Annotated in this window: 11 protein-coding genes and 1 pseudogene; 1 reads left to right on the forward strand and 11 read right to left on the reverse strand. The window is 64.4% G+C overall.

Annotated features, from left to right (window positions below; translation table 11 throughout):
- Nucleotides 1-9: 9 nt before the first annotated feature.
- The 11 genes and pseudogenes from AB4O05_RS04105 to tagH all read right to left on the reverse strand — a co-directional run bounded on the left by AB4O05_RS04105 (nt 10) and on the right by tagH (nt 16,010).
- Nucleotides 10-1,722 (reverse strand): formylglycine-generating enzyme family protein, encoded by a 1,713-nt coding sequence (locus AB4O05_RS04105; protein ID WP_460132822.1) that lies wholly within the window; start codon nt 1,720-1,722, stop codon nt 10-12.
- On the reverse strand, nt 1,715-2,899 hold the full coding sequence (locus AB4O05_RS04110; protein ID WP_460132820.1) for an ABC transporter permease: 1,185 nt from the start codon (nt 2,897-2,899) through the stop codon (nt 1,715-1,717). The genes AB4O05_RS04105 and AB4O05_RS04110 overlap by 8 nt, the downstream gene beginning before the upstream one ends.
- Nucleotides 2,899-3,603: an ABC transporter ATP-binding protein gene (locus AB4O05_RS04115; RefSeq protein ID WP_460132818.1), complete on the reverse strand. Its 705-nt coding sequence runs from the start codon at nt 3,601-3,603 to the stop codon at nt 2,899-2,901. The genes AB4O05_RS04110 and AB4O05_RS04115 overlap by 1 nt, the downstream gene beginning before the upstream one ends.
- The gene (locus AB4O05_RS04120) at nt 3,603-6,575 is read right to left on the reverse strand and encodes a serine/threonine-protein kinase (RefSeq protein WP_460132815.1); all 2,973 of its coding nucleotides are present in this window, start codon (nt 6,573-6,575) and stop codon (nt 3,603-3,605) included. The genes AB4O05_RS04115 and AB4O05_RS04120 overlap by 1 nt, the downstream gene beginning before the upstream one ends.
- Nucleotides 6,572-7,291, reverse strand: coding sequence for a PP2C family protein-serine/threonine phosphatase (locus tag AB4O05_RS04125; RefSeq protein ID WP_460132813.1), 720 nt, complete (start codon nt 7,289-7,291; stop codon nt 6,572-6,574). The genes AB4O05_RS04120 and AB4O05_RS04125 overlap by 4 nt, the downstream gene beginning before the upstream one ends.
- On the reverse strand, nt 7,292-7,945 hold the full coding sequence (tagF, locus tag AB4O05_RS04130) for a type VI secretion system-associated protein TagF (RefSeq protein ID WP_460132812.1): 654 nt from the start codon (nt 7,943-7,945) through the stop codon (nt 7,292-7,294).
- A complete protein-coding gene (tssM, locus tag AB4O05_RS04135; RefSeq protein WP_460132810.1) occupies nt 7,942-11,442 on the reverse strand; it encodes a type VI secretion system membrane subunit TssM in 3,501 nt (1,166 codons plus the stop codon). Before tssM ends, tagF begins: the two co-directional genes overlap by 4 nt.
- Nucleotides 11,439-12,727, reverse strand: a pseudogene (locus AB4O05_RS04140) (DotU family type VI secretion system protein). The gene tssM and the pseudogene AB4O05_RS04140 overlap by 4 nt, the downstream one beginning before the upstream one ends.
- Nucleotides 12,728-12,733: 6 nt before the next feature.
- Nucleotides 12,734-14,068 carry a type VI secretion system baseplate subunit TssK gene (tssK, locus tag AB4O05_RS04145; protein WP_460132808.1) on the reverse strand — a complete coding sequence of 445 codons (1,335 nt, stop codon included), beginning with the start codon at nt 14,066-14,068 and terminating at the stop codon, nt 12,734-12,736.
- Nucleotides 14,069-14,087: 19 nt separating this feature from the next.
- Complete coding sequence (gene tssJ / locus AB4O05_RS04150; RefSeq protein WP_460132806.1) at nt 14,088-14,597, reverse strand: type VI secretion system lipoprotein TssJ; 510 nt, start codon at nt 14,595-14,597, stop codon at nt 14,088-14,090.
- A 54-nt stretch (nt 14,598-14,651) separates the two neighbouring features.
- The gene (gene tagH, locus AB4O05_RS04155) at nt 14,652-16,010 is read right to left on the reverse strand and encodes a type VI secretion system-associated FHA domain protein TagH (protein WP_460132804.1); all 1,359 of its coding nucleotides are present in this window, start codon (nt 16,008-16,010) and stop codon (nt 14,652-14,654) included.
- 393 nt (nt 16,011-16,403) lie between these two features.
- Between tagH and tssA the strand changes: the two genes are divergently transcribed.
- On the forward strand, nt 16,404-17,423 hold the full coding sequence (gene tssA, locus AB4O05_RS04160) for a type VI secretion system protein TssA (RefSeq protein ID WP_460132802.1): 1,020 nt from the start codon (nt 16,404-16,406) through the stop codon (nt 17,421-17,423).
- Nucleotides 17,424-17,453 lie beyond the last annotated feature (30 nt).

Genomic DNA, 17,453 nt, shown 5'->3' on the forward strand with positions numbered 1-17,453 from the left:
AACCAACGGTCAAGACCGCTGACCGCTCGCTGCGAGCAATTCCTTCAAGATCGTCGCCGGGTCGGCCCGCTGTTGTTTGCGGTAGTTGCCGACATGGCGGACGAACAGTGTCGCGCGCGTCACCAGGCTCTTGCCAAGCACCGGCTTGCGATCCAACTCTTCCTTGATCCGTTGAAACTGCGCCTGGATCACCGCATCGGTGTAGCGCGTGCCGGTGGCCAGGTTGTCGATATAGATCGCCACCGCACCGTCGAGGGCGCTGCGTCCGTTGTCGATGGCCGTGGCAAACAACGCCGCGCTGGCCTCGTCCTTGTTGTCCAAGGCCTGCTGACGACTCTTCTGCAGGTTGGCCAGGCGGATGTTGTAGTTGCTGATGGTCTCGGCCACCAATGCGGCCGACTGAATCAGGTTGCCCGCCGCTTCTTCGCGTTGCTGGGCGATCAGCGAGACGTTGCGCTTGAGCTCTTCGTTGACCAGCCCCAGCTCGGCCTGCAGCTTGGGGTCGACGCTGGCGGCGATGATGCTGTCGAGGCGCTTGGTGGGGTCCTGGGCGTCGTCGATGGCGTCGGTCAGCGAAGCCAGGCGCCCTTCCTTTTGCCACTGTGCAAACAGCTCCTTGTAACGCGAACGTGGCGCCGACAACGCGCCAATCGCCACGCGAAAACCGGTGGTCTCGTTGCTTTGCTCGGTGCCGTCGGCGGCGAACAACGGGTATTCGCGGCGCATGCCGGTGAACAGCGTGCCCTCGCCTTCCAGGTAGTTGCCGCCCTTGACCACAAAACCACCATAAGTGCCCTGGCGACGCCCGGCGTGTACCAGCTGGAAGGATTCCTGGACCATTTCCGCCGCGTTGCCGATCACATCGAACAGGCCAATCGGGTTGGGCAGTTTGGTGCCGATGGGCATCAGGCGCGCGGCCTGGCCAGTACCGCCGGCCACCTGGTTGAACACCGCGTAATCACCCAGCGGGCCGTCGCTTTCGCTGCCTTCGACACGGCGTGGAAACAAGCGCGCTTCCAGGTCCTGGCGGCTCACCGCCTGGCCACCGCGCGCGGCAAACTCCCACTCCACTTCGGTGGGCAGACGCACAAAGCCCAGGCCGCCATCTTCGGCCGACGAACCGCGACCGCTCACCGGCAACAACTCGCGGTGGTATTTCATCAGCCAGGCGCTGTACACCGCCGAGAAGCGCTCTGCCTCAAAGCGCGACAGTTTCACCTTGGGCAAACGCCCGGCCATGCCGGTAGGCGCCTCGCAGGCCGGGGCCGGTTCGCCACTGGCCAGGGACTGCGCCTGGGCCATCACCTGGGCGTATTGGCGCGCGGTCACTTCGTACTTGCCGATGAAGTAAAACATGGGCTTGAGCGGGGTCTTGGCATCGGTCTTCGGCATCAGGGGCGCGATGACGGTGTTCCAGTCCTTGGGCAAATCCTTGAGGGTGAACTGGCCGTTGATAAAGTCGCGGCGGTAGCCGGAAATAAACGACTGCTGATAACCCGCCTCGCCTTCGGCAAAGGGGTAGCCGAGGCTGATCTCGCGGTCGTCCAGGGTGCCTTGGGCCAACACGTAGGCGTAACGGAACACCATATTGCCGTCGCACGGCAACGGCAGGCTGACATCGCCCGGCAACGGCTTGGGGTTGTCCAGCTTATCGCTTGCTTCATCCGCCCAGGCCAGCGAGGCCAGGCTCAGCGCCACACAGGCGCCCAGTAACTTATACATCTCTGATTCCTTCAGAAGCCTGGATACGCGCCACTCGCCAACCGCCACAGGCCGCCGCCACGGCACTGACGCCGAGGACTGCAACCAGGGCCAGGCCGTAGTGACGCGCCAGCAAGTGGCTGGCGTATTCGCCCGGCACCTGCACGAATAGTTGATTCAACCCCGCCTCGGCCAAGCCATACAGTCCGGCACTGAGCACGGCGGCAACCCCTGCGCTGTACAGCGCCTGCAGCACCACAAACAGCAACAGCGCGCCGGTGGAAAACCCCAACAGGCGCAGCACTGACAATTCCCGACGCTTGCGGGCCACCGCGGCCAAGGCCCCGGCGAAGATCGCCGCGAACGCTCCCGCCAAGGCCAGCCCGGCGATGATCCAGAACACGATCGACAGGTTGCGGCTCAACGACTGCACCTGGGCGATAGTCTGTGCCTGGGTCGATACCAACACATTCTGCGCGGCGAAAAATACCCGCAGCGGCTCCACATCGGTGAGGCTGCGCGCATACAAGCGAAACGCCGGATACACCCGCTGTTCGCTCACAGCGATCTCATCACCCACCCAACCCAACGCCGGTACCGCACGGCCATCGCGGTAATCTTCCGCCGCTTCCAGCAAACTCAAATCAGCAAACACCCCATCACGGGAGAACGCTTCCAGCGGCAGAACCGCCAGCACCTGCAACCGCGTGCGCTGGGCCTCCACACGCCCTGCTATCTGCCGCGCAAAGCTGACCTCCAACCAATCCCCAGGCCGCGCCGCCAGCTTCTCGGCCGCGGTGTGGCTCAGCACGATCTGGTCCAGCCCCTTGGGCATCGGCAGGCCGTGCAGCAACGGATCTCGCGCCGCCGTCGGCAGCATCTCCAGGGTCAGCGTGCCCACCTGCGCCGTCGCCGCGATCTGCCGCGTACGCGGCACGGCGAACGCCACATCGCTGCGTTGGCCAAGCTGCGCGATAAATGCGCTGCTGAATCGACCACCGCCCAGTGGAATAATTTCACGGGTGGCCGGATCGGTCTGCAAACGTTCGGTCAAACTGCTAACCAGTCCAAACTTCAGGCCGAATAACACCAGCAATGGCGCGATCACCGCCACCAGCGCCAGTACCGAACAGGCCGACAGCCAGGCATCGTTGCGGTAATCCTGCCAGGCCAGGGACGCGATCAAAGGGATGCGCATCAGCACGCCTCCCCAAGGGTGGCCGTGACACCGCCGTCCGGGTCACGCCGGCAACCGATGCGCCGCACCTGCAAGCCGCTGGCGCGGGCCAGCGGCTCGTCATGGGTGGCGATCACGCAGGCCGCGCGATGTTCACGGGCCTGGGCCAGCAGCGCCTGCATCACCCGCTCGGCGTTCAACGGGTCGAGGGACGCGGTTGGCTCATCGGCGAGCACCAGTTGCGGTGCATGGGCCAGGGCACGGGCGCAACTCACACGCTGACGCTGCCCCACCGACAGTGCCGAGGGTTTCTTGGCCAACTGGTCGCTGATCTCCAACTGCTCGGCCAGGCGCTGCACGCTGCCGTCGTCCCTCAAACCCAGCAATTGCCGGGGCAAGGCGATATTGCCGCGCACGTCGAGAAACCCCAGCAAGCCGCCGGTTTGCAGCACATAGCCCAGGTGCTGGCTGCGCAACGTCGCCAAGGCGGATTGCTGATCGGCGCGCCACAGCTCGCCGATGTCCTGTTGATTGAATTCGAACCGGCCCACCTGGTCCGGCGCCAACACCAGGGCCAACAGGTCGAGCAAGGTGCTCTTGCCACAACCACTGGACCCTACAATCGCCAGTTGCTCGCCCGCACGCAGATGCAACGACGGGATCACCAGGCTATAGCGCTGGCTCCCGACGCCCCGGCTCTTGTGCACCGCGCTCAGGCTCAACATCACGGCAGCGTCGACAACGGCACGCGGTACAACGCGTCGCCCGGCTCGGCATCGCCGAAACGGACCCAATTGGCCAGGTCATTGTGGAAGGTTTCGTAGAGGCGAATCTTCGAATCCAGCTCGTCGATAAAGTCTTCCTGCTCGGCCACGCTCAACGACAGCCAGAGGTCCTGGGTCATGTTCAGTGACTTGCTGCGGTACGGCAGGCCTTCCAGGTACTCGCCGAGGATGCCGCCGTCGGCCAGGTTGCCGCCCTTGCGCAGGGCTTGCGGGTCGCGGCTCATGTAGGCCGAGGCGCTGGCGATTTCCTGGAAGAAATCCTTGGGCGAGGTCTGGGTTTTACGCGCCGCATCCACGATCAGTTTCAACGACTGCTGCAAGTCATTGAGCTGCAACTTGGTCAACATCACGCACACCTGGAACGCCGGCAGTGCCGGGTTGGTCAGGTCGCGGTCGGCGGTCCAGGCACTCACCAGTTGTGGGGCCTGGCTCGCGGCTTTACGCCCAAGGAAGTCCATGTGCATGGCATAACCGACGGCTGCGGACTTGTCCGCCAGGCTCGGCGCCGAACTGAGCAGCGGCACGGGCTGCGGGGTATTGCTGCGCACCTGATGCACCAGGTTGGCGAACACGCTGCCGATCTCGTCGACCCGCTCGCCCAGCTTGCGCACGTCGCCACCGGGCACTGGCGTGTACAGGTCGCCGATCTGCGGGTTGGCGTCGGCGGTGAGGATGCGGTACTGGCTCTCGGCACCGGCGTGGGTCTTCTTGCCGGCGTCGGTGCGCAGGTGCAGCGCGTAGATCTTGATCTGCTTGCCCAGCGCGGCCTGGCGCACTTCGGCTTCGTTCATCTGGGTGGCGGCGAACGGGTCGTTCTTGCGCAGTGCACCGGCATCGGTGACCAGCAGGATGATGCGCCCGCCATAGCCGGACCAGTCCATGCCGTCCACTGCCTGCATCACCCCGGCAAACGCGTCTTCGTTGAATGAATGGCTGGAGACCGTTGAGGCTTTGACCTGGCGCGCCATATCGAGGAAGCGTTGCGGGTCGCGGCCCTGGTCGAGGCTGATCAGGGTCTTGGCCACGTATTCCAGGCCGGGGGTTTTCTGGGTGCTGTTGCGAAAGCCGACCATGCCGAAGCTGACGCTATCGAGTTCGCCACGCTCGGCAATGCGGGTTTGCAGCTCATGCACCACGTCGCGGATCTGGTCGATATAGGGCTGCATCGACACCGTGGTGTCCACCACCAGCACCACGGCGGTGCGGAAGGCGTCGGCATTGGCGTTGATCACCGGCGTGGCCGGCTTGGCCACCGCGCTGCTGCCAGGGTCGATGGAGGCGATATTGAGCAACTGCACCGGCTGGCCGTTTTCATCGAAGCTCTCTTTGGAGTCGAAGATCGGCAACAGGTAGAACTGGTTCTGCGGCACGGCGCTCGCGCTCGGCTCCAGGGCGAGGATTGGCCCGTTGTCTTCACGGTTTTTCTGCGCCTTGGCCAGCACCGCTTTGGCAGCGGCGGGGTCGGCCAGCAGCTTTTCCACTTCGGCGGATTGGCGCAGGAACATCACCGGCGCCCGGCCCGAGCGCTCGGTGAACTTGAGCACCAGGCTCTGCTTCCAGTCGCTGACCTGGGCGGCCGGCAGCCAGCCGTCGCTGCGCCCATCGGTGGCGGCGCCGACGCGCACCCACGGTTGGCCGTCGAGGTCTTTGCGCTGGTATACGTAGAGCACGGAGAACGCCGGCAGGGCCTTGCCCGGCGCGCTGCCGGCGGCGCTGGAAAGCTTGGCGCCGGGCTTGCTGAGCACACGCTGGAACAGGGTCTTTTTGCCGGCCATCAATAGCGGGCGTTGGCCGCCATCCACCTCGGCCACTGCTGCTGGAGGGGTTCCGGCGGGGGCTACGGCGGGAGCGACGGCAGCCGGCGGTTTGGCCGGCGCGTCGCTGCCACTCAGCCACCAGTAACTCGCGCCGCCAATCGCCAGGGCAACCGCGACCGCCACCGCCGCCAGTGCCAACACCGGCCCACGGCGCTGTTCGCTGTGTTGCGTGGGTGCTGGCGGCGGTTGGCGTACCGGCTCGGGCTTGGCGGTCGGGATCTCGATGGATTCCGGCGTGATGCCCGCCAGATCAAAATTCATCGGAATCGGCAGCGGTCGTACCAGGGTGGCTTGCGACGAATCCTGGGGCAGTTGGTCCAGTGCCAGCAGCAACGCCGCCGCATCCGGGAACCGCTCAGCCGGGTCCTTGGCCAGCAGCTTGCGCAGCACGCTTTGATAACGACCGTGGTGCACCGGCAATTCCGGCAACGGTTCGGTCAGGTGTGCGAGTGCCGTGGACAGCGCATCGGTGCCGTTATACGGCAGTTTGCCGACCAGAATTTCATACAGCACCACGCCCAGCGCGTAGAGATCGGCGCGGCCATCGATCTCCTGGCCGCGCGCCTGTTCCGGGCTCATGTAGCTGGGTGTGCCCACGGCAAAACCGGCCTGGGTGAACTGGGTGCGATCGTCCAGAGACTTGGCGATGCCAAAATCGGACAACACGGCGGTGCCGTCCGCGCGAAACAGAATGTTCGCCGGCTTGACGTCGCGGTGCACCAGGCCCTGGGCATGGGCATAGCCCAACGCCGAGGCAATCTGGCGGATCAGCGTAACGCCCTGCTCCGGCGTCATACCGGCGGCGATGCGTTCCTTGAGCGTGCCGTTGGGCAGGTATTCCATGGCCATGTAGTACAGCTCACCGACATTGCCGATGTCATGGATGGTCACCGTGTGCGGGTGCGACAGCCGCGCCAGGGTCTTGCCCTCGCGCAGGAAGCGCTCGCAGAAGCTCGGGTCGGCCGCCAGCGCCGCCGCCATCACCTTCAACGCCACCTTGCGTTCCAGCGAGCGCTGGGTCGCCAGGTACACGCTGGCCATGGCGCCTTCGCCGATCTCACCTTCGATGTCGTAGCCAGGAATCACAAAGTTCATGCCGATACCTTCACGACGATGGCGGTGATGTTGTCTGGTGCACCGCGGTTAAGCCCCAGGTGCACCAGGCTGCGCACGATTTCATCGGGCGCATCGTGGCCGAGCACTTCGCGGATTTCATGGTCTTCGACGGTCTTGTTCAGGCCATCGCTGCACAACAGGTAGCTGTCGCCGGGGGCGATCAACAGATCGACCGCTGCCACTTCCAGCTGGGCTTCCACGCCCACGGCACGGGTGACGATATTGGCGCGCGGGTGTACGCGGGCATCGGCTTCGCTGAGCAGGCCGCTGTCTTGCAGGTCCTGCACGTAGCTGTGGTCGCGGGAGAGGCTTTCCAGCACACCGTCGCGCAGGCGATACAGGCGACTGTCGCCGGCCCACAGGCAAATCCCGCGCAAACCACGTGCGGCCAGCACCACCACGGTACTGCCCATCATGGTCACGCCACGGTTGGCGGTTTCTTCGCGCACGGCGGCATTGATGCGAATCAGGTCATTGCGCAAGGCCGCCGAGTATTCGTCGAGGGAACGCCCCAGCGGCACACTGCGCAGGCTGTCGACGATCAGGCTGCTGACGTAATCCCCCGCCGCATGCCCGCCCATACCGTCGGCCACCGCCCACAGGCGGTTTTCCGGCAGGTCCAGGCACGCGTCTTCGTTGACCTGGCGCACCATGCCCACATGGCTTTTGCTCGCCGATTTGTACGTTGCCCCCATCTACACCACACCTTCTTGTCCGAGCAAAAACTGCGCAAAATCGCCGGCGGCAGGCAGGCCCTGACACCGCAACAAACCAGGGGAAATACGTTGCGAGCCACGGCCCCACCACAGGCTGGCGCCTTCGCAGGCCTGTTCGGCAAGCGCGGTCATGCGCCCATGGGGCACGGTGGCGGCCACGCGCTGCAGGCCGGCGAAACGGCTGTCGAGCGCGCGTGGCTCGGTCGGCGGCACGCCGAGGTTGTCGAGGCCGTCAGTGAAGCGCTCAAACGTTGCGCCGGCGTCCAGGGTGCCGAGCAGCAGCTCTTCGACCTGCTCGAACCACGCGTCCGGCCCGCCCACCAGGGAGGCGGGATTGGTGTCGTGATCAAGCATGGCCACCACCGCCAGCGGGAAATAACGCCCCACCCGATCAATGCTCGGCATCACCACACCCGCCGCCGCGTCCGGCCCGCACACCCCCGGCGCCAGTACAAAGCGCCACAGCGGGCTGACCAGGTACACATTGAGCCACTCAGCGCCGAGGCTGTTCTGGCTGGCGAGCAGACCCGCCGCCAGCCAGCTGTCCCACGGGCCGATAAAGCTCTGGGGCAAGGCGCGGCTGACAAAATCCCCGCGACTGGCCAACTTGCCGTAGAAACCCACCACCGTCATAGCCGCTCCGGCAGGCTGAAGCCGCTGAGCACACGGCTCTTGAACGGGTTGAAGGCGCTGTTGGCGCGCAACTCATACGCGATGCTCGCCCCGTCGATCCGCAGGCGCAGGTTGAAGCGATCAGGCGAGTTGCCGGCCGTAAGGTCTGACTGCTCCAGCAGGCGGAACCAGGCCCACGGGCCATCGAGGGTCACGCCGGAGCGCCCGCTGGCCGACGGCGGCATGATGGAAATACGCACCACGCCAATGCTGCCGGGGTTCGGCCATTGCATGGCCACCGGGCGGCTCGGGCCGTGGTCGTAGCTCAATTGCTGGCCGTCGAGGTCGAGCAGGAACTGGGTGATGCTCGGGTCCATCGACACCGGCTTGAGTTCAAAGCGCACGATGGGCTGGGTGCCACCGGAGCGGAAAAACGCATCGCGGATCGTTGCGGCACGCTGGAAGGTTTGCAACACCCCCGGCGCAATCCCCAGCTTCTGCGCCGCCCCCGGCTGCCAGCGCCAGGTCTGCGCGGAGGTGTCCACGTACGGCTGCAGGTATTTGCGGAAGTAGTTGTCCATCACCCCGCCCACGCCGAAGAACTGGCCGAAGTCATCCAGGGTGGCATCGCGGGCACTGCCCGGCGACATCGGGTAACGCCCGGCCAGGGACTGGCGATACACATTGACCACTTCGCTGACCCAGGCCGCGTTCAGCTGGTTACGCACGCCGCCCATCATGCTGTTGGTGGTGGAATTGACCACCGACTTGACCATGCCCTGCACCAGCGGCGGCTGGCGTTCGGCATTCAGGCTGACCCGCGTGGCCGCAGCCGCCGCCTGGTTCTTCGCCTCGCCAAGCAAGGCGTCACCGCTGGCGCCGACCATGGCACTGACCTGCACATACAGCGCATTCATGTCCGACAACAGGCCGTCGATGGCCGCCGGCTCGCCTTCATTCTTGCTGACGATGCTGTTGAGTTCGGCAAAGTGCGCGGTCACCGGGTCATCCGTCGCGGCCGGGGCATTGGCGGTGGGCTGCTCCTGGCCGAGCAGGCTGCCCAGGCGCTCCTTGAGCTTGTCGACACCGCCTTCGACCGGCACACCTTTGGCCGCCAGCTGGCGCTCTTCGGCTTGCAGATCGGTTTCCCTGGCCACCGCCACCAGCAGCTTTTTCAGCGGCGAGCCGGGCCCGGAAATCACCCGCAGTACGTCGGCCGCCTGGGCCACGCTGGTGATCGGCACAAAGTCGATGTCGGCGAGCAACGCATCCCACTGGCGCTGATAGTCCTGGAAGTACAGGCGGCGCACATCAGCCGCCAGGCTCACCACGTTTTGCGGGTCGCCCTGCTCATGGCCCAGCACCCACTGCTCTTCAGCGAGGGTGCCGGTCTGGTTCAGGCTGCTCAGTAAAAACGCCTGACGATAACCTTTGGCGGTGAAGAAGCCACTCAACGGTTCACCCAACGGCTTGCCGCTTTTGCGGCTGAACACCAGCGCGGCGTCGCGGCCAGCGGCTTCGTTGAGGCGAAAGTCCGGAATGCCTTCGGGCAGCTTCTGGCGCTTGACCCGGTCGTAGACGCGCTGGGCCACGGGCAGTTGTTGCAGTTGGCGACGCAGATCGTCGATCAAGCGTGGGTCAAGGCGTGCGCTCGGCGGATGGCGTTCGAACAACGCCTGCAAGTGCCCGGTCAATGCCTGGCGCTGATCGGCCGGCAGGTCCCGTGGCAGGTTGCGGTCCCAGTCCAGGGCAATCCAGGCCTTGATGAAGTCCGGGTCGTAATGCTCATTGTCGGCGAGCATCAGGTAGGCCTTGAGGCCTTCGTAGAGGAAGTCCGAGTTGCCGCCGCCGTGCAGTTGCTCTTCGATACGCGTCACCAGGCGTGGCGCGAACACCGCGATCAACAGCTTGCGGTACACGCTGGCCGATTCGGCCTCAAGCATATCGCCCTGGTACAGCCCCAGGCCTTCGGACCAGCTCGGCGAATCGCCTGCCAGGTTTTTCACCGCATTGAGCAACGGCAGCACCGCAAGCACTTCGCGCTGCGCCGGGCTCAGGTTCTGCACGGTCTGACCCAGCGGCGCGACCTTCTGGTCGACCTGGGCGATATACGCCTGGTTGGCGCGATAACTGACCCACCACAAGCTGCTGACCACCACCACCAGGGCCACGGTGGCGGCAAGCACACCGCGAGCAATCCATTTGCGCCGCCGCTCGACCTTGGGGTTCACCCCCACCAGCCCACGCTCGGCGAAGGCCACGGCGGTGAAGAGTTTCTCGATAAAGTAACTGCGCCCGGTGCCGCTCTGGCGCGCCAGGTGCTGGCGGTCCAGGTTCATGCTCTGCGCCATGGCACCGATCAGGCGATCGATCGGGCTGCCTTCCTGGGTGCCACTGGTGAAGTACACGCCACGCAGCAACACACGCTCTTCAAAGGCGTTGGGTTTGAACACGCCTTCGAGGAAGCTTTGCAGGCAATCCTTCAACGCGCCGAATTGCTGCGGGAAGCCGTAGATCAGGTCGCGCCGCGCCGGGTCGCGCTCCTGCTGCAGACGCTCAACCAGGCGTTCATTGAGGCGCTGCTCCAGGCCGGCAAATTCGCTTTGCAGATGGGCCAGCGGGCTGTCGCTGTTTTTGCCGTCGTCCAGGGCAAAGGTCATGCCCCATACCTGGGCACGCTCTTCCTTGCTCAGGTTGTCGAAGAACTCCATGAAGCCGGGCACCAGGTCGAGCTTGGTCAGCATCAGGTAGATCGGGAAGCGCACGCCCAACTGGGTGTACAGCTCCTGGATACGCAAGCGAATCGCCGCCGCGTGGGCAGCGCGTTCGGCGTCGGTGCCGAGCAGCAGGTCCGACAGGCTGATCGCAATGAACGCACCGTCGATCGGCCGGCGTGAGCGCTGCTTTTTCAGCAGGTCGAGGAAGCCCAGCCAGGCGGCTTTGTCCACCTTGGAGTTGCTGTCTTGCGTGGTGTAGCGGCCAGCGGTATCGAGCAACACCGCTTGATCGGTAAACCACCAGTCACAGTTGCGCGTACCACCGACGCCGCGCACCGCACCGGCACCCAACTGTGCGGCCAAGGGGAAGTGCAGACCGGAGTTGACCAATGCAGTGGTCTTGCCCGAACCCGGCGGGCCGATGATCACGTACCACGGCAGCTCATAGAGGTTGCGACGTTCGTCGCCGCCGAGCTTGGCTTTCTTGAGCAACGCCAGGGCTTCGTCCATGCGCTGGCGCAGGGTCGACAACTCTTCGGCGGTGGCCACGCTGTTGGGATCGGCCGGGGTCTCTGCTGCAAGGCTGCGCATCACTTCGGCGGCCTGGCGACGCGCCTGGATGACGCGGAACACGCGATAGGCGATCCACACCCCGAACACCAGGATGATCAGCGCCCAACGCCGCCCTTCCGGCACCAGTACGTCGAGCAACGGCCCGACAAACCAAATGATCAGGCTCAGGGCGATCAGGCCCAGCACCGGGATCACCCAGCGAATCATGAAACTGAAAAACGCCTTCACTCGACGCCCTCCGCCAATACGGTGATTTCAACCCGACGATTGCGGGCACGGCCTTCAGCGGTGCTGTTGGTAGCCAACGGCTCGGTGTCGCTCCTGCCCTCGGCACTGAAGCGATCCACCTGGCCGGTCTTGGCCGCGAGGATCTCCAGCACCGACCGGGCCCGTGCTTCGGACAGCGCCCAGTTGGACGGAAAGCGCAGCGTGGCAATCGGGCGGTTGTCGCTGTGGCCGGTGACGCGCACCTGGCCCTTGACCTTGCGGATGGCATCGGCGATGCGCAGCATCAGCGGCTGGTAGTCATCGACGATGCTGGAGCTGGCGGACGCAAACAGCTCATCGCCGCGGATGGTGACCACCGAGCGGTCGACCTTATCTTCCACGGCCACACGACCGGCCTTGATGTCTTCAGCGAGGAAGCCTGCCAAACGTGGCCGCTCGATGACTTTGGGCTGCGCTACCGGACGGTCGATGGCCTGCACCGGGATCTCGCCCAGGGCATGGATGTTCTTGAACACGGGTTCCGCCTGCGCCGCCAGCAGCAGGCGCAAACCGAACAGCAACGCCAGCAGCAGCGCCAGGCCAATCGCCACGGCGATCCACGGCGGCATGAATTGCGCCAGGCGGTCACGCGCCACGGTCACGCCACGCCAGTGTGGCGACAGCTCGCGCTCGTGGTCGCCACGGGCACTGCGAATCGCCGCGGCCGTGCGCTCGCGCAGGGCTTCCAACTGGCTGCGGCCGTCGTTCATCACGCGGTAGCGGCCTTCGAAACCCAGGCACATGCACAGGTACAACAGCTCCAGCAGGTACAGGCGTTCCCGTGGGCTTTGCAGGCAGTGTTCGAGCAACTGGAAGACCTTTTCGCCGCCCCAGGCTTCGTTATGCACGGTGATCAACAGGCTTTGCTTGCCCCAGTCGCTGGTGCTGCCCCACGGCGTGCTCAACACCGCCTCATCGAGGGCGGTGCACAGCGCGTAACGCGCCAGCAGCACTTCGTTGCGCGCCACACCGGCGGCTTCGGCGCGTTCTTCGAACTGGCGCAGGTAGGCCAGCAACTGCGCGCGTAGGCTGGCCGGCGCCGGGTGGGCGATGGTGCTGCGCAAGCGCGTCAACAAGGCCAACAGCGGGCCGGCGGCGCTTTCCAGCGGGTTGAGGCCCTGGCTTTTGCCGGTGAGCATCGGCGCGGCCGGCATCGACAAAGGCGCGGGGTCGGCCCGTGCAGGTTCCGGCGCACGGCCCCCGGGCGCGGCATGAACTGGGTGCGGTCGTCATCATTGGGATGCATCGCGGATTATCCTCGGATCGCCCAGAAGGCCAGGTTCAAGCCCGGGAACTGCCCGGCGATATGAAAGGCAAAACCACCGGAATTGCTCAACTGCTGCCAGTGCTCGCTGCCCCGGTCCAGCTCGTAGTAGGTGCTGCCCGCGTGGTACGGCAATTGGCGCGGCGCCACCGGCAACGGCACCAGGCCGATACCCGGCAGTTGCAGGTTGACCATGTCGCGGATGTGCTCCACCGCGCCGACCTTGCTCTGCTGGCCGAAGCGCGCGCGCAGGGTTTCTCCGGGCACATCGGCGCGCACCACGAGGATAAAGCTGGCGTTGTCGAGCAGGGTTTTGTCGGCGAGCATTGCCACGTGGATACCATAGGCTTTTTCCACGATGGGAATCGGCGTGGCCTTGCTGTCGATCAGCATCGACAGCGCCTCACGCAGCGCCGCCATCACCGGGGCGAAGCTCAGGGCCAGGTCGTCATGCTGGTACTGCGGGTATTCCTGGGGCCGACGGCCCGAGGTGGAGAACGTCGAAAACTCGCCGGCCAGGCTCACCAGTTCGCTGAAGAAACGTTCCGGGTGCAGCGGGCTCAACTGGCTGAAATGCTGGATCAGCGGCTGGGCACGGTTGACCAGTTGCAGCAGCATGAAGTCGGCGATCTCCGACGCGCCACCGGCGCCCGACGCCACCACGCGACCGGCCAGGGCTTCGCCGCGCTGGTGCAACAGGCCCAGCAGTTCGCTGCGAAACGCGCTCAATGGCTTGCTCGCGGCCACATCCAATACCGGCGGGATGTAGCTGTCGTCGAGCACCAGCGCGCGGTCGGCGCGCTTTTCCTTGACGCGCACGAGGCCCACGGCGGCGTAGTCGCTGATGCCATCCTGGGCGGTCAGCAGGCGCAACGCGCGCGCGCCCACGGCCACCGGCGCGCGGTTTTCGAACGGCGCGTTGTCGTCGCGCACTTCGCGCACCTGGCTCACGTAGCGCGCGGCTTCCAGGGCTTCGCCTTCGTCCACCGTGTCACGCACACCAGCACGCTTGAGCGGCAGGGCCAGGTAGACCAGGCCGTCGCGCAGGCTATCGTCGATATTCAGCGGGCTCGGCGCCAGGTCGTCCTGGGGGATATTGAACGGCGTGCCGTCGGGCAACAGGCCACGCGCCGAGATGATCGCCAGTTTGCCCTGGGCCAGCAGGCCCTGGTCGATCAGCAACTCGGAAAACCCCCAGGCACCGGCAGACAACGGGCGGCTGCGGGCGTCGATCAGGTTTTCCAGGTAACGGTCATGCTGCTGGAAGTGCTGCGTTCCGATGAACATGCCTTCCGACCAGACCACGCGATTGTTCCAGGACATGGGGAGCTCCGATTGCTTCTTATTGGGCAGGGCTGGATGGGGGTACCACGACGTCGGCGCGCACGGCACGCACGTCGAGGCTGATCTGGTATTCGGTGTACTGGCGCGTCGGCACGTCGATCACCGCGCGCCATTGCGCACGGTCGAGTTCGCGGTAACCCACCAGCAAGCCAATGTGGCGCGTGGACGGGTCGAGATCGCGTTGAATGCTCAGTTGCTGGCCGGGCCGGACCATCACTTCGTCCTGGTCCAACAAGTCCAGGCCGAGGGTGGATTGCGCACGTTCAGCCAGGGCGAAATAGTCGGCACGGCCAAAAGTGGCGGCGTTTTTCAGTTCGAAAATGCGTACCCGTACCGGCGCGGCCTGGCCGTTGGCGCCCGGGTTAAGCCCGGCAATCGCGTGAAAATGCAATTCGATGGCGGCGGTGTCCGCTTCGGCTTCAGCGGCCGTTTCGGATTTGCCCGCGTCTTTGGCACACGCGGTCAGCAGAAGCAGTGTGGCAACTGCGAGTAAAAACCTGGGAATCATCCTGCGTCCTCAATGACGTACTTAGCTATCCGTTGATCCTTTGTCGCGGTGCAATCAGCGACGCTGTCGTGCGCTGTGCTCTTCGTAGGCTCGGCTGAATTCGCGGCCGAACAGGTCCTGGAAATCGTCCTGGGCCTCACGTGAAATATTGCTGTAGAGCTCGGTGAACTGCTGCCAGTACTGGGCCTGGCGCGAGCCGTTGAAAATGCTCGACAGCCCGCCGGGCTTGCCCATGCGCTCTTCCAATTGCGCCGGCTCGAAGCGTGCGAGCAGGTGCTTGATCGCCGCCTCCACGCCGGCCATCACCGCCAACTGATGGGCGCGCAGGTCATCGAAACTGTCGCGCACGGCCGCATCCGGCGCCATAAACGCTTGGTTGCCGTGACGAAGCAGCAGCAGTAACGCTTCGTCGGCATTCGGTGCGAATTTCAACGGATTGTTTTCGGCCGGCTGGATCATCGTCTGCTGCATGCGGAACTCGCCCTTGAGGCTGGCGCGGGCACGCAACACGTCGATCAGGCCTTCGACCATCAGCCGGTAGCTGCGGCCGATGCTCTCCATCTGGGCGCAGGCGTCGGCCTTGTCCAGACGCAACTGATCCAGGCCGGCACCGCGCAGGAAGGCTTGCAGGAGGTCGGGCTGTTGGCTGTCGACCACGGGGAGTACAGGCTCGACCACGGGGGGCGACGAGATGATCGGTGGCGGTACAGGTACAGGTACAGGTACAGGTACAGGTGACGGTGACGGCGGAACGCTGACCACCGGTGCTGGCGTATCGCCCAACAAGTCCCAGTCTTCGGGAATGACCGAGCCCGAGGCGACGGGCGCGTCGGCCACCGGCACGGCCACGGGCGTCGGCGGACGGAAGTCGTGTTGCTGGGAAGGCACGTGATCCGGCACGGTGGGCGGCGGCACGGCGGTGGGGCTGAGGAAGTCGAACAGGTCCGGCAGGGTGTCCATCGAGGAGGCGCCCTGAAACTGCGGGGCAATCACCGGGGTGGGCGTCGGCGGGCTCACGACCGCGCCCATCAGCGCTTCGAAGCTGTTCGGGGACTCAACGGCGAACGGCTGGCTATCGACAGCTCGCACATTGAAATCGATACGCGCCTGGATCTCGTAGTCACCGATGCGGATCAGTTCGCCATCGCGCAGCGGTTCGCTATTGCCTCGACGCATACGAATACCGGCGTTAACCAATTCCACACCGTTTGTACTGTTATCAGTTAAATAATAACGGCCATCTTTGTATTGAATAACGCAATGTTGTGAAGAGACCAAGCGCTCTGGATCAGGCAATACCCAGTCATTATCCGAACTGCGGCCGATCGCCATCGAGCCTTGGTCCATGGACTTTTCGGCGCACTGCCCTGGGGTAATCTTGTGATAACTAGTGATAGTCAAACACAGCGACATCTTGCCTCCTTGCTGATACTTCGCGCGCGGTCGATTCCCTGAGCTGTATTTCCAGGGAGATCCCCATCAGTCGCGCAATCGACCCTTCACGACCCGCTGATGCCAGCATGATCGCTGATCTTAACTGGGCTCCATGACAAAAATCCTCTCCAGGTGTGCCGTTCGACCCACCAGTCGCGCAGGTTGTTAAGCACCGCACATCTGTCACAGAGGTCGAATAGCTTACCTTGACAATGCATAAGTACTACACCAAAAATGCACAACTTCTTGAATACCAATGATGGCACATTAATAGCAATGTGCTTATATGACCAAGAAAACATGCAAAGTTCCTCGCGCAACTAATGCATGCATTGCCCGTCATCTAACGGGCTGATAGGGAGATCAATTTCAGTGGATGTGCCGTTGCTGCTCACCGCCGTTTCCGCGACTTCGCCCTGTGGCGAAGACATGGAATATGACGCGCAATTTCTCCAACTGGAGCGTGATGCCAAGGGCCAACCCGAGCGCAGCATGGGCGACGCCATCCTGCCCGCCGAACCGCCGGACTGGCGCAGCATCCAGCAGCAAAGCCTCGACTTGCTGCAGCGCAGCAAAGACCTGCGCATCACCCATTTCCTGCTGCAAAGCGCCCTTGCCCTCCAGGGCGTGGCCGGTCTGGCGCAAGTCCTCACGTTGATCAACGCGTTGCTGCGCGAATACTGGGCCGAGCTGCATCCGCGCCTGGATGCCGACGACGATAACGACCCCACCGTGCGCATCAATGCCCTCTCCGGCCTGACCAGCGACGCGACCATTCGCCTGCTGCGCGAGAGCATCCTCACGCGTTCGCGGACCTTCGGCCCCGTAAGCCTGCGCGCCGCGCTCAACGCCAGCGGCCTGATGAGTTTCCCCGATGAGCAACTCGGCGCCCAGCAACTCAACGCCGCATTCCTCGACAGTGACCCCGAACACCTGCAAGCCACGCGCGACGCTCTGAGCGCTGCGCGTGCCGCCTGCGAAGCCATCGAGCAGCAGGTCAGCGACCAGGTCGGTTCCGCCCAGGGCGTGGACCTCAGCCTGTTGAAGCAACCGCTCAAGCAGGCGCTGCAAGTGCTCAATCAAGCGGTTCCAGACACCCAAGCCAGCAGCGCACCCGAGGCTGTCAGTGACGACAGTGCCCCCTCGGTCGACTACGCCGCTGCCCCCGTGGCACCGCGTCCGGCCGGCGATATCGCCAGCCGCGATGACGTGCTGCGCAGCCTCGACAAGATCCTTGCGTACTACACCCGCCACGAGCCTTCGAGCCCGTTGCCGGTGCTGTTGAACCGAGCGAAAAATCTGGTGCATGCCGATTTTGCGGCGATCGTGCGCAATCTGATCCCCGATGGCATGTCCCAATTTGAAAACCTGCGTGGCCCGGACGGCGAGTAAGTCGCCAGGCTTTGCAGTAACAACACCGTC

The sequence above is a fragment of the Pseudomonas sp. S1_G07 genome (assembly GCF_054668565.1).

Coding starts and splice junctions, on each gene's coding strand:
- AB4O05_RS04105 (WP_460132822.1), bottom strand. CDS start 1,722: ATGTATAAGTTACTGGGCGCCTGTGTGGCGCTGAGCCTGGCCTCGCTG.
- AB4O05_RS04110 (WP_460132820.1), bottom strand. CDS start 2,899: ATGCGCATCCCTTTGATCGCGTCCCTGGCCTGGCAGGATTACCGCAAC.
- AB4O05_RS04115 (WP_460132818.1), bottom strand. CDS start 3,603: ATGTTGAGCCTGAGCGCGGTGCACAAGAGCCGGGGCGTCGGGAGCCAG.
- AB4O05_RS04120 (WP_460132815.1), bottom strand. CDS start 6,575: ATGAACTTTGTGATTCCTGGCTACGACATCGAAGGTGAGATCGGCGAA.
- AB4O05_RS04125 (WP_460132813.1), bottom strand. CDS start 7,291: ATGGGGGCAACGTACAAATCGGCGAGCAAAAGCCATGTGGGCATGGTG.
- tagF (WP_460132812.1), bottom strand. CDS start 7,945: ATGACGGTGGTGGGTTTCTACGGCAAGTTGGCCAGTCGCGGGGATTTT.
- tssK (WP_460132808.1), bottom strand. CDS start 14,068: ATGTCCTGGAACAATCGCGTGGTCTGGTCGGAAGGCATGTTCATCGGA.
- tssJ (WP_460132806.1), bottom strand. CDS start 14,597: ATGATTCCCAGGTTTTTACTCGCAGTTGCCACACTGCTTCTGCTGACC.
- tagH (WP_460132804.1), bottom strand. CDS start 16,010: ATGTCGCTGTGTTTGACTATCACTAGTTATCACAAGATTACCCCAGGG.